At 39.3% G+C, this 12412-nt stretch carries 12 protein-coding genes; all 12 read left to right on the top strand.

Annotated elements, in window-relative coordinates; translation table 11 throughout:
- Positions 1 to 108 precede the first annotated feature (108 nt).
- Positions 109 to 1179, top strand: coding sequence for a glycosyltransferase family 2 protein (locus ACM0OZ_RS14935; protein WP_414583599.1), 1071 nt, complete (start codon positions 109 to 111; stop codon positions 1177 to 1179).
- Between the two features lie 83 nt (positions 1180 to 1262).
- Positions 1263 to 2558, top strand: coding sequence for an ABC transporter ATP-binding protein (locus tag ACM0OZ_RS14930; protein ID WP_414583598.1), 1296 nt, complete (start codon positions 1263 to 1265; stop codon positions 2556 to 2558).
- A gap of 131 nt (positions 2559 to 2689) precedes the next feature.
- Complete coding sequence (locus tag ACM0OZ_RS14925; protein ID WP_414583597.1) at positions 2690 to 3124, top strand: hypothetical protein; 435 nt, start codon at positions 2690 to 2692, stop codon at positions 3122 to 3124.
- A 130-nt stretch (positions 3125 to 3254) separates the two neighbouring features.
- On the top strand, positions 3255 to 4076 hold the full coding sequence (locus ACM0OZ_RS14920) for a methyltransferase, TIGR04325 family (protein WP_414583596.1): 822 nt from the start codon (positions 3255 to 3257) through the stop codon (positions 4074 to 4076).
- A gap of 5 nt (positions 4077 to 4081) precedes the next feature.
- Positions 4082 to 4849, top strand: coding sequence for a class I SAM-dependent DNA methyltransferase (locus ACM0OZ_RS14915; RefSeq protein WP_414583595.1), 768 nt, complete (start codon positions 4082 to 4084; stop codon positions 4847 to 4849).
- Positions 4850 to 6106: a glycosyltransferase family 4 protein gene (locus tag ACM0OZ_RS14910; protein ID WP_414583594.1), complete on the top strand. Its 1257-nt coding sequence runs from the start codon at positions 4850 to 4852 to the stop codon at positions 6104 to 6106.
- A 249-nt stretch (positions 6107 to 6355) separates the two neighbouring features.
- Positions 6356 to 7231, top strand: coding sequence for a glycosyltransferase family 2 protein (locus ACM0OZ_RS14905; protein WP_414583593.1), 876 nt, complete (start codon positions 6356 to 6358; stop codon positions 7229 to 7231).
- 165 nt (positions 7232 to 7396) lie between these two features.
- Positions 7397 to 8356, top strand: a complete 960-nt coding sequence (locus ACM0OZ_RS14900) for a glycosyltransferase family 2 protein (protein ID WP_414583592.1) — start codon at positions 7397 to 7399, stop codon at positions 8354 to 8356.
- A gap of 20 nt (positions 8357 to 8376) precedes the next feature.
- Positions 8377 to 9360, top strand: a complete 984-nt coding sequence (locus ACM0OZ_RS14895) for a hypothetical protein (RefSeq protein WP_414583591.1) — start codon at positions 8377 to 8379, stop codon at positions 9358 to 9360.
- Between the two features lie 120 nt (positions 9361 to 9480).
- Positions 9481 to 10608, top strand: a complete 1128-nt coding sequence (locus ACM0OZ_RS14890) for a glycosyltransferase family 4 protein (RefSeq protein WP_414583590.1) — start codon at positions 9481 to 9483, stop codon at positions 10606 to 10608.
- A 24-nt stretch (positions 10609 to 10632) separates the two neighbouring features.
- Positions 10633 to 11277, top strand: a complete 645-nt coding sequence (locus ACM0OZ_RS14885) for a class I SAM-dependent methyltransferase (protein ID WP_414583589.1) — start codon at positions 10633 to 10635, stop codon at positions 11275 to 11277.
- Positions 11274 to 12350, top strand: coding sequence for a glycosyltransferase family 4 protein (locus tag ACM0OZ_RS14880; RefSeq protein WP_414583588.1), 1077 nt, complete (start codon positions 11274 to 11276; stop codon positions 12348 to 12350). Before ACM0OZ_RS14885 ends, ACM0OZ_RS14880 begins: the two co-directional genes overlap by 4 nt.
- Positions 12351 to 12412 lie beyond the last annotated feature (62 nt).

The following is a 12412-nucleotide window of genomic DNA, read 5'->3' as shown; positions in this document are numbered from 1 at the left end:
GAGAATTGTTTCTTTAGCCTTCCTCTTCATCAACGTTCTTCAAGTTCTGACTTCAACAACTGAAAAACGTACATAAAAAGTACTCAACATTTAACAAGTTCACCTATTATGCCACTCATCACTAGAACACTCACCTTAACTGACTTACCCTCACCCCCACCAGGTAAAACTGGTTGGCCCTGGACAGAGCAAACTCCTCCCTTGTCGCAGCGAATACCTGGTGATTTTGAGTATCCTCGCATCAGCATTGTGACGCCGAATTACAACTATGGTCACTTCCTTGAGCAAACCATCCGTTCAGTGCTGCTTCAAGGTTATCCGAATTTGGAATACATCATTATTGATGCCGGCTCAACAGATAATTCACTCGAAATTATCGAAAAGTATGCACCATGGCTTGCCTACTATGTCAGCGAGAAAGATAGGGGACAGTCAGATGCTATAAACAAAGGTTTTCATAAAGCGACAGGAAAGATTTACGCTTGGCTTAACTCTGATGATATTTTTTGTCCAAACACTCTCCAGGAAGTAGGGCGATTTTGGCGTGACAATCCCAATTGTCATTTCCTTACTGGAGATGGATATTTGATGAATGCTAACGAAGAAGGCGTAGAAAGTTGGAGATATTACGTCAAGGGAGAAAGATATTCATTTCAAGATTTACTTCAATATCATCATGAAAAATATTTACCGCAACCTTCTGTCTTTTTTAGCCAAGATATTTTCCATCAATTACATGGCTTAGATCTTTCATTATCATACACAATGGACTTAGATTTTTGGCTGCGTATAAGAATGATATATCCGCTTCACTACTTACCAAAATGTTTCTCAGAAATGAGACATCATGATGATGCTAAGACTTGTAAGGATAATGTCGTTGCTATGGCAGAAGCCAGGAAGGTGATTAAAAAATATCAACAAGATCACAATCTATTGACTAGATTAAAAAACAAGTTAAGTTTGAGATTTTTTTATGCTTCCGCTATGTTAAAACATGGAAGATTTGAAAATTCAAATGGAAATAAGCTGGAAGCAATTAAGTGGTTGATGAAAGCAGCCTTTTTTTGCCCTACCATTATTTGCTTGCCTAGAACTTGGAAATTCATTATTAAACTCATGCTTCCCACAGAAATCATTAAAGAATTGTTTCTTAGACAAGAAAATTATCAGAGTTGACGCTCAAAGTTGGTGTCGCCGCTGTGGTGTGTCCAAATATTAGTGACTACACAAAAAGCAGATGTGATTTAAGTGAATAGCAAATGTCTGACACTGTCATCCGAGTTGAAAATTTAGGTAAAAAATACATTCTTGGTCATCAGCAGCAAGAGCGCTACACTGCACTGCGGGATGTAATTGCTAATGGTGCAAAGTCTTTGCTAACAACACTCAATCCTTTAACTCAAAAGTCAAAAGACGAAGCTAATAAATCTCGTGAAGAGTTTTGGGCATTGAAGGATGTATCGTTTGAGATTAAGCAAGGCGACAGTGTTGGCATTATTGGTTGTAATGGTGCGGGTAAATCAACACTACTGAAGATTCTGAGTCGGATTACAGAACCAACCACAGGACAAATCCACATCAAGGGTCGAGTTGCAACTTTGTTAGAAGTGGGGACAGGGTTTCATCCAGAGTTAACAGGTAGAGAAAATATCTATCTTAACGGTGCAATTTTAGGGATGAGCAAGGCAGAAATTAAACGCAGGTTCGATGAAATAGTTGATTTTGCGGAAGTACAAAAGTTTTTAGATACACCAGTGAAGCGGTATTCGTCAGGGATGTATGTACGTTTGGCGTTTGCAGTTGCTGCCCATTTGGAGCCGGAGATTTTAATTGTGGATGAAGTGCTGGCGGTAGGAGATCCTCAGTTCCAAGAAAAGTGTTTGGGGAAGATCGAGGAAGTGGGAAAAGGAGGGAGAACAGTTTTATTTGTAAGTCATAATATGGCTAGTATACAATACTTATGTAGCACAGCCATACTATTAAAATCGGGAAGTATCGCGGCTACAGGACAGCCTACAGAAATCGTAGGAAAATATCTCTGGGATACCCAACAAAGAAGTAGTATCGATTTAAGAGAATGGAACGACAGAATTACGACTGGGGAAGCCAAACTTATTCAATTCGAGATTGCTAACGGTAACGGAAAACCAACCATGAGTATTCCGGTTGGCGGTAGCATTTGTTTTACACTTCACGCCCAATTTTATGAGCCAATTGTTAACCCTTCTTTTGGGGTCATTGTTCATAATGCGTTAGGGGACCCTATTCTTGATATTCGCTCAAATCATGATGGCTTGCAAGTTGGTCGAGTTAAAGACAACATCACTGTGCAGGGTTATGTTGACAATGTTGGGTTATATCCAGGTCGGTACTTCCTTAGTCCATGGATAACAGACTCAGATCTTACACAGAATATTGATTTTGTCCAGCGCTGTTGTACGTTACAAGTAGAGGCAGTCCCGGGTCCTTATGGCGATTTGCAACTAGATCCCAAGTGGGGAAAATTCTTTATTCAGTCGAACTGGATGATAAATGAATTGTCAGCGAAAAATTAAGAAAAAGCCCCCTGCTCCTTGCCCTCTGCTCTCTGCTCATTTGCTTTTTAACTTAGTGTCATTCGAGTATGCACCTTTGCTCAAAATACTATCTAGCTAAGTGAGATTATTCCAACAAAACCATCATCAAAATGATTGAACAGATTACCTATCATAATCAGCTTTTAGCTCTAATTATCTCCCGTAATTTTAACGAGCCAGGTATTCACTTTTTAACACCAGGTCAACTATCTCAGCAGTTGGCATATATGCGCCATCAAGTGGGTAAAGTCATACTACCCCATGTCCACAATCCTGTACCCCGTGAAGTGGAATACACTCAGGAAGTACTAGTGATTAAAAAGGGCAAGCTGCGCGTAGACTTTTACAACAACGAGCAACAATACCTAGAAAGTAGCATTTTAGAGTCTGGTGATGTCATCCTTTTAGTCACTGGTGGTCATGGTTTCGAGATCATAGAAGAAACTGAAATGATTGAGGTCAAACAAGGTCCCTATGTGGGTGAACTGGACAAAACCCGGTTTACTGGCATTAGTGCAGCGCAAGCCAAGATAGTTCTTAGGTAATTAATGAACCCAATACTAGTTAATCAGCCATTGCTTGACGGCAACGAGAAAAAATACTTGCTTGAGTGCATTGATACCTGACTGATGATCAAATCTGCCGGGTAGCACAAGTCATCGCGGAGGTATTCAAATGAGGAAAATGATTAAGGCAATTCCCTTTGCAAAGAAAACATATGGGTATTTTCAGAAATTAGGATACGAGACTCGATTTGCAGGAGACTGCTATGGTTGTTTTCGAGGAGTTTTTAATACCTTTGAACAAGCTATTCAATCAGCACCGAAAACTAAACCTATTGGTTATGACAATGATGAACTAGCTCAAGAATATAAGGAGATGGCAGAGTTAGGAGATTGGGAATACAGCAAACGTACAGTTGCTTGTTATGATTATTCAGTCTTATTCTGGCTACACTCCATCTTCACAGATCATCCTGTAAATACTATTTTTGACTTGGGTGGAAATATAGGCATTCACTTTTATACCTATAAAAAATACGTAAATTTTGATAAAGTGAAATGGATTGTTTGTGATTTGCCAGAAATAGTTAAGGCTGGTGAGGAACTAGCCAAAAAACGTCAAGAGAAAGACTTATTATTTACGACATCTTTTACAAATGGTAGTCATACAGATATCTTAATAGCTTCTGGTTCTGTTCAATATATAGATAATTTTTTTAAAGAAATAGAACAACTGCCGAAAAAACCTACACACATTCTCATTAATCGCTTACCTGTATATAGTGGCAAACAATTTGTGACTTTACAAAACGGTGGCAAGGTTTTTTATCCTCAATATGTATTCAATAAAACAGAATTTATAGAGAGCTTTAACAATATTGGCTATGAATTGATTGATATTTGGGAAGATAGAATAGATCGCTGCTTCATTCCCTTTTACCCAAAAAACTCAGTCTCTTGTTATCACGGTATTTATTTCAAGTTAAGGTCTTAATGAGTATGAATGTATTTCGCAATTACGCCCGCTATTACGATTTGCTCTACCGCAATAAGGACTACGTGGGAGAAGCGCAATTTATTCATCGGTTGATTCAAACCTATGCACCAGATGCAGAAAATATCCTGGAATTGGGTTGCGGTACAGGGAACCACGCAGTTCTATTAGCAAAGGAGGGATACCAAATTCACGGGTTGGATTTTAGCCAGGAAATGTTGCAAAAAGCAAGCAATCGCCTTTCCCAATTCCCTACAGAACTAGCATCGAGATTAGAGTTTTCCCAAGGAGATATCCGGACTATTCGGCTGGACAAGCAATATGATGCTGTCATCTCGCTTTTTCACGTGATTAGCTATCAGACTACCAATGAGGATTTACAGGCTGCATTTGCGACGGTTAAAACTCATCTCAAGCCTGGTGGTGTATTCATTTTCGACTGCTGGTATGGACCTGCGGTTTTGAGCGATCGCCCCATGGTTCCTATCAAGCGCTTGGAGGATGACGAAATTAGCGTCACTAGGATTGCTGAGCCAGTTATGCATCCGAATGACAATTTAGTAGATGTTAATTATCAAGTCTTTATCAAATATAAAAACACTGGTGCAGTTGAGGAGCTTCAAGAAACTCATCGAATGCGTTACCTGTTTAAGCCGGAAATAGACTTACTCTTGGCACAAAAGCAGTACAAGCTTACTGTATGTCGCGAGTGGATGAGTGATCGGAATCCAGGATTTGATACCTGGGGTATTTACTTTATGGTGAAAGGCTAAATGAGAGTAGGTATACTTTTAAGCCATCATCTAGCTGAAATTGGTGGTGGTTATACATTTGAAGCTGAAGTGTTCCAATCTCTAGTCAAGGTTGGAGCTGCGAGTGGTCACACCTTTATCTTGTTTAGTTGGCAAAAAGAACCTCCCCCACAGCTACCATCACTTCGGCATATTGAATTTATATCTCTTTATAGAAGCTTTAAAGAGAAACTACACTCTATCCTTTCCAGGACTGCCGAGGCTATTATTAACAAGCTACAACACCCCACAAGCGAGTTTAATGTCCAATCAGGGAATGAAAAACTTATCACGAAGCTTATTGAAAACAGCAATATCGAGGCTGTATGGTCTTTGGGACCACATTGTCTAACGATGGAGGTTCCATACATTACTACTGTTTGGGATTTACAACATCGGCTTCAACCCTATTTTCCAGAGGTAAGTTCAAAAGGACAATGGAACTTACGAGAAAAGTCATATTCAACCTTATTGCAGCGATCTGCTTTTATTTTGGTCGGAACATATGCAGGTAGAGCTGAAGTTGAGCGATTTTACCAAATACCACCTGAGCGAATTAAAGTTATACCTTTTCCTACACCACAGTTTACCTTAAATACTTCGGAGTGCTTTGAGCAAGTCATTTTTGAGAAATATAATATTCCTGATAAATATTTATTCTACCCTGCTCAATTCTGGGCACATAAGAACCATGCCAATCTACTACTGGCTGTTAAATGGTTAAGAGACAAGTATAATCTTACCTTTCCGGTTGTATTCTCTGGCTCTAACAAGGGAACTCAGCAATATATTAAGGAGTTGACAGCCGAACTCGAGCTATCCGAACAAGCATACTTTTTGGGATTTGTGCCTCAAGAAGATTTAATATCTCTCTACCGTAATGCATTTGCACTCACCTTTGTTACATTCTTTGGTCCAGATAATCTACCACCTCTAGAAGCTTTTGCCCTTGGCTGTCCTGTGATTGCTTCCAAAGTTACAGGTGCTGAAGAACAACTGGGAGATGCTGCTTTACTAGTAGATCCTAAAGATCCTGAACACATTGCTTCAGCCATTAAGTTGCTCTGGGATGATATACCTCTGCGCCAAAAACTGATAGAACGTGGTTTTGAACGAGCAATGAAATGGACTGGGCAGGATTATGTGAAAGGGGTATTCTCAGTACTCGATGAATTAGAGTCTATTCGTCGATCCTGGAGTAGCCCTGTATTTGATATGAAGCTTCGCAGTTGCAAATAGTGGCAAGGATGTTTAACAAATGATTTTTCTACTGGGATTGAGGTGTTATTAGAAAATGAGAGATTGCGCGATTCGCATGAAGCTAGACTGTCGAGGGATGCTCCTAAGGAGCCGCCCCAAGGGAGCGATCGCGCTTACTGAATACTCACTTAAAGTTCAGGTTCAGCTATACAAAAAACTCTACCGTCAGGTTTTGCAGAAATCTAGGTGGTTTCAATATTGAAGCTTATTTGAGGGTGGCTATAAGATTTGGAACCAATCAACATAGATAAAAAAATTTCTGGTGGAAGACGCCTACTCGAAAAGCAACCATCTTTTGATGAATATTTTCCAACTATTTCCGTTATTACAGTCACTTACAATCGACTTTGTGGGTTACGTGAAACATTTTCTAGTGTTATATCTCAGACATATACAAACATAGAATACATTATCATTGACGGGGGATCACACGATGACACTGTTAATTTTCTGCACCAGAAAGATGAAATGATATCTTATTGGGTTAGTGAAAAAGATGCTGGAATTTATGATGCCATGAATAAAGGAGCATTGGTAGCTACCGGGGATTGGATCATTTTTATAAATTCTGGCGATCAATTTTATTCAGAAGCTACATTGGCTCAAGTGGCAACTCACCTTGATAGCTCAGTTGATGTTGTTTATGGCGGATTTACCTCAATTGTAGTTGATAGATATCAAACACGCGTTTTTCAGAGGGTTCCTCAAAAACTTTCAGATATTTGGCACCACATACCTACTTGTCATCAAAGTATTTTTGTTAAGAGAAAATTACAAGTCCAGTTTCCATTTGATACATCATTGACGTGGTGTGCAGATCATGATTTTCTCGTCAGATTATACGTAGATGGTTGTAGTTTTAAAGAACTCCCTATCATGATCTCAAAATTTGATGTTTCAGATGGGGAAAGCAGAGACATTCTAACCTATACAAAAGAACGGTGGCGTATCAGTAAGCACTTTCCACATCCCCTAAAAAGGAATATATATTTTTTGCAAGAATACTGGAGATTTTTTATTTGGAAAAATCTTACCTGCAAAATACGTAATCTTCTACCTAAAGAATGGCTGATAGCTCTGCGAAGATGGCGCGGTACTTGTTAATTTTCTATTTTAAATTTCACAATTAACTTAATTTTGCTCAAGTATGATCATTTTTGACATTCATGTTTTACAACAAGGTTCCAACTAAAATTTGGTCTTAAAGCTTTAAAGTTGATACAAGATATAAACTTAACCTAAGTAGACACAAGCAAGATTTAGAAAAATATGTTAATTCAAGAATCTTTAGCAACTAAAACTCGGAACAAATCAGTTTCTATTGTTATTCCTACTTATAATAGAAAATCGTTACTTCAGAAAACTTTAGACAGCATTTCTCAGATTGAAGTACCTTCTTATCTAGCATTAGAAGTTATAGTAACTGCTAATGCATGTACGGATGATACTTTTTGTTTGTTGGCTGATTATCAGAAAACATTTCCTCATACCTTGAAATATTTTAATGAAACGAGAGCCGGAGCTAATATTGCAAGAAATCGCTCTTTGCAAGAAGCACAAGGTGAAATTCTCGCGATAGTTGATGATGATGTTCAATTTGATAAGGAATGGCTCATCGGACTCATTGAAGCTTTTGAAAATTTTTGTATCGATATTGTTGGCGGGCGTATTCTGCTTTCGTGGGAAGTAGTAGCTCCTCCAGATTGGTTAAATTCTAAATTAGAGCAACTTCTTTCTGCTTACGATTTAGGTGATGAAGTTGTTCCAGTGGATCTTCCAGGTCCTCTAGCTGCAAACCTTGCCTTTCGTCGCTCTGTTTATGAGCAGCTTGGATCTATGCACACAGGTATCCAAAACAAAAATAATAAAATTAATCGTGGAGATGAAGTTGAATATCTCACTCGTGCTAAACAAGCAGGATTCAAGGCAATTTATGTTCCCAAAGCTCTAGTCCATCATTGGGTATCTCCCAATAAACTAAACTCTGACTTTTTTAAGGTAGCAGGTTTGGGATTTGGAAATTCTAGAGTGTACATGAAGGAAAAAATAACTGTGTTTAATTACCTCAGATCACTAATAGGTTTTTCGTATTTAGCTTCAAGGTATGCATTTGCTATCCTTCTGGCTAAATCTCAAAGGAATAAATCAGCATATTTGTACAATTTATACTTGTGTATGGTAGGTGTAGGAGGTATCCAGGGGAGTTTTAACAGATTGCTCAATCACTAAAAAATCATTGCTGTTAACTTATGAAAAAGGAAAAACTCATAGGAGCATACTTTCTGGCAAACGACACAGTTTATAACTGGGCTATAGCTTTTCTAGAAAGCTTTCGTGAATTTAATCCGTCTTTATCTTTATATTTAATCCCTTTTGATAACAATTATATAAAACTTAAATCCCTAGAAAAGAGTTTTTCTTTTAAGATTTTTGAAAACCCTCTTTTCAAAAGGCTAGAGATAATTGGATCACAACTTGAAATTAGTAGCACACCAACAAATCCATACTGGTTTAGGCGTTTTGTTAGCTTTTGGGGACCTTTAGACCAATTCATTTATCTTGATAGCAGAATCGTAGTCTTGAATAACCTTGAACCTTTGATTACTGCTCTTGATACTCTCAATTGTGATTTTTTTCATTTTGAAGGCGGTCTTGATCAAGTCTATAACCCTGGTTTTTTAAGAGAAAAATTGGTAATTGAAAACAAGGTACAAGGTTTTAATTCTGGAAGATGGATCTCTAAGAAAAATTTATTTAGTATTGAATATTTGGAGGAAGTTGGTTTGTTCCTGCAAAAAAATCGCTTTCAACTCAATGCACGAAATACGGATCAATTCTTTCTAAATTATCTGGTTCACAGTAGTGATATCAAATATGCTTCTATTCATGATTTAATGCCTCACTTAAGTCGTTTAACCTGGTCTCCAATGCCTGGTTCTATTTATTTTGAGAACAAAATTTATAAAACTTGGTGTTATGGTATGCCTGATCACAAAAAGGAAATGGTTTTCATTCATTGGGCAGGAATCAAGGAAAGCTCTATAATGTCTCGCCGCAGCATTTTTTTAAAGTATCGTTTAAAATCTGAATCTTTGATTATTAAGGGAAAAATAGCGCTACAAGATTTGCTGCTCAAACCCATTTTATGGTTTTATACAAAAATCAAACGCAATAAATTAATAAATCAACGTTATCATACCCTTTACAAGTTTGTTTTAAAATTTCAAACATGAAATTCTTTCAAGAGTCTGAATTTTAGTGTTCAGCACCATTAGCTTACAGGCTTGAGCCTGTGAACGAGGAACTGCAAGATAAGAGTTGAGTAAATTTGTGTATTCAGAGTTCAACTGATAGTGAATATTGTTTCTTTTATTCATCCCATTCGTACCTACCTCCCCTGCACAGGAATAGGGCGACATATGAACCACATTTTGCTTGGACTTGCACAAAGAAGGGAAGTAGAGTTACAGTTGCTATTTTCACAACAATGGCTGGGAAGCGACGGTAAGCTTGACCCACGATGTCTACTACGCAAACTACCCATGCATACTTTTCCCATGCAAGAAAACGCTATTGAGCGTACGTGGAAACTCTTTGGTTATCCGCGCATGGATAAATATCTACCTTATGAAACGAACTGGCTCTACGCTCCTATGGAAACCTACATTCCGGCGTCAAAATGCCCGGTAGCTGTTACTATTCACGACATTCAAGCATTTGAACCAGACTTACCTTGGTCACACACGTGGCAACATCGATGGTTTCGCTACAAGTGGGAGCGCTGGGTTCGTCGTGCTTTGTCTGAATGTCGAGTTGTTTTTACTGTGTCGGAATTTTCCAAGCAGCGAATGGTAGACCTGTTGGGCGCTGATCCACGAAATATTATAGTTATCGGAAATGGTGTTGAACAATCCTTTTTTGATATTGCTTCAGTCAATGGAGCAGAATTGGAACGCCCAGTCGAAGCACCATATACTCTCGTCATTGGTGGTTTGCGTCAAAAAAAAGGAGGGGATTTTGTTTTAGCCGTTGCAGAGGCTCTTTGTCAGCATCAAAGTAACCTACATATTGTAGTGGCGGGTAAGCCTGAAGCTCCTTATACTGAGATAGCTCAAACTCACTCGAACGTGACCCTGCTTGGCATGGTTTCAGATGAAGACTTACCCCGCCTGCTGCGTGGCGCATCATCCCTGTTGTTTCTCTCGCCCTACGAAGGATTCGGTATGCCTGCGCTGGAAGCAATGGCTGCTGGCGTCCCGGCTGTTGTTTCTAATAAAGGCTCTCTACCGGAAGTGGTGGGGGATGCAGGTATTGTAGTTGACCCAGAAGCAACTGATGTCATTGTGGATATTCTTATTAACTTAGATAACAATTCTCGTCTTCGCAAAGACTATGCTCAGAAAGGGCTTAAGCATGCAACTCAGTATACCTGGTCGCAATGTGTAGATCGATTAATGAATGCATTTAAACAGTTTGCATAACTCAATTAAAAATGACAACGTACTATGTCCTCGAAAGCAAAGACACAATATACCCAATTTGGCTGTGGACTTTGTGCACCCAACCAATGGCTTAACTTTGATTCTAGCCCTGCGCTTCTCTTACAAAAACTACCTATTATTGGCAAGCTAATACCATCAGGTTCTTATGGAAGATTTCCACAAAATGTTAGGTATGGAGATATTGTTAAAGGACTGCCAATTCCAGAAGAAAGTGTTGAATTTTTGTATTGTTCACATGTACTTGAACACCTGACTTTAAACGAGCTTCGTCAAGCTCTCAAACACTGCTACCAATATTTGCAACCCGGAGGAATATTTCGTTTTGTTTTGCCCGATCTTGAGTTTATGGTAAAAAATTACATTCATTCCACCTCTTCTAAGGCTGCGTTAGAATTCATGCGAATAACTTGGTTGGGCAAAGAAAATCGCCAGCGTAACTTAGTTGCCTTTTTGAAAGAATGGGTCAGCGGAGGTCAACACCTTTGGATGTGGGACTACAAATCACTGTCACTTGAGCTAGAAAATGTTGGCTTTAAAGATATCCACCGAGCATACATAGGAGATTCTGGTATTTCTGCATTTTCTGAAGTAGAAGATCCAAAACGGTGGCATAACGAACTTGGCATTGAATGCCGGAAGTTGCCGTGAGTACAAAAGTTGTTTTCTGTTGGTCTGATATCTCTGGTTACATGGCTGCGTGCTGGCGAGCCTTGCATCTCTTACCAGAAATTGATGTGTTTGTTATTGCCTTTCAAGCTCGCACTCAGACGGCATTTTCTGACCAACTGATGCAGGATATTCCCTGTCGGCTCTTAAATCTTCAAGAAAGACAGGAGGCTAACCTAGTTAAGTCATTGGTGTTGGCAGAATCTCCAGATGTGGTCATTCTCAGTGGCTGGTTTCACCAACCCTATCGTCATTTAGCTTTTGCATCTGAACTCTCTCATACAGCCTTAATTATGGGCATGGATACCCCTTGGTGGGGTACATGGAAACAACACCTAGCTCCGTGGATGCTGCATTCATTTTTGCAACGTATGGATCGCGTTGTTGTCAGCGGAGAACGCAGTTGGCAATATGCAACTCACTTGGGTGTTTTACCTGCAAAAATTGTGCGTGGGCTATACGGTATTGATTACAATGCTTGGTTCCCGCTCTGGGAAAAACGGTTACATACTTGTTGGCCTCGTTCTTTTCTGTTTGTCGGTCGATATGTTTCGGCAAAGGCTGTTGATTTGCTAGCAGAAGCTTACCAACTTTATCGCTGCCAGGTATCAGATTCTTGGAAATTAGTTTGTTGTGGTCAAGGACCCCTATCATCACAACTGCAAGGACAGCCAGGAATTGACAATTGCGGCTTTTTACAACCAACACAAATGCAAAAAATTTGGCAGTCTGCTGGGGCATTTCTGCTGCCAAGTCGATTAGATCCTTGGCCTTTAGCGTTGGTTGAGGCTGCTGCTGCTGGTTTACCAATTGTTTGTACAGATGCTTGTGGCTCGGCTGTTGAGGTGATTCGTCCTGGGTACAATGGCTTAATGATTCCTAAAGATAACCTTGAAGCTTTAGCAAAAGCATTGCTGATTCTACATCAACGCTACGAAGATTTATCTACTTGGGGAAAGCGATCGCAACAATTGGCTGCTCCTTATGCTGCGGATATCTGGGCAAGCCGTTGGAGGGAACTGATCCACAACCTAATATTAGACAAAACGAGTTAAGTGAAACACAAGCAATAGTCCTGTTGTGCATACTTCTACGGACTTGTAGGGAAAAATAACTT

Source organism: Scytonema sp. PCC 10023 (assembly GCF_963920835.1).
Lineage (GTDB): Bacteria > Cyanobacteriota > Cyanobacteriia > Cyanobacteriales > Nostocaceae > Kalymmatonema.
This window is presented reverse-complemented; position numbering and strand designations above follow the sequence as displayed.

What these genes read in the sequence shown, in the direction of transcription:
- ACM0OZ_RS14930 (WP_414583598.1), top strand. Translation starts at nt 1,263, where the DNA reads ATGTCTGACACTGTCATCCGAGTTGAAAATTTAGGTAAAAAATACATT.
- ACM0OZ_RS14925 (WP_414583597.1), top strand. Translation starts at nt 2,690, where the DNA reads ATGATTGAACAGATTACCTATCATAATCAGCTTTTAGCTCTAATTATC.
- ACM0OZ_RS14915 (WP_414583595.1), top strand. Translation starts at nt 4,082, where the DNA reads ATGAATGTATTTCGCAATTACGCCCGCTATTACGATTTGCTCTACCGC.
- ACM0OZ_RS14910 (WP_414583594.1), top strand. Translation starts at nt 4,850, where the DNA reads ATGAGAGTAGGTATACTTTTAAGCCATCATCTAGCTGAAATTGGTGGT.
- ACM0OZ_RS14920 (WP_414583596.1), top strand. Translation starts at nt 3,255, where the DNA reads ATGAGGAAAATGATTAAGGCAATTCCCTTTGCAAAGAAAACATATGGG.
- ACM0OZ_RS14885 (WP_414583589.1), top strand. Translation starts at nt 10,633, where the DNA reads ATGTCCTCGAAAGCAAAGACACAATATACCCAATTTGGCTGTGGACTT.
- ACM0OZ_RS14900 (WP_414583592.1), top strand. Translation starts at nt 7,397, where the DNA reads ATGTTAATTCAAGAATCTTTAGCAACTAAAACTCGGAACAAATCAGTT.
- ACM0OZ_RS14935 (WP_414583599.1), top strand. Translation starts at nt 109, where the DNA reads ATGCCACTCATCACTAGAACACTCACCTTAACTGACTTACCCTCACCC.
- ACM0OZ_RS14895 (WP_414583591.1), top strand. Translation starts at nt 8,377, where the DNA reads ATGAAAAAGGAAAAACTCATAGGAGCATACTTTCTGGCAAACGACACA.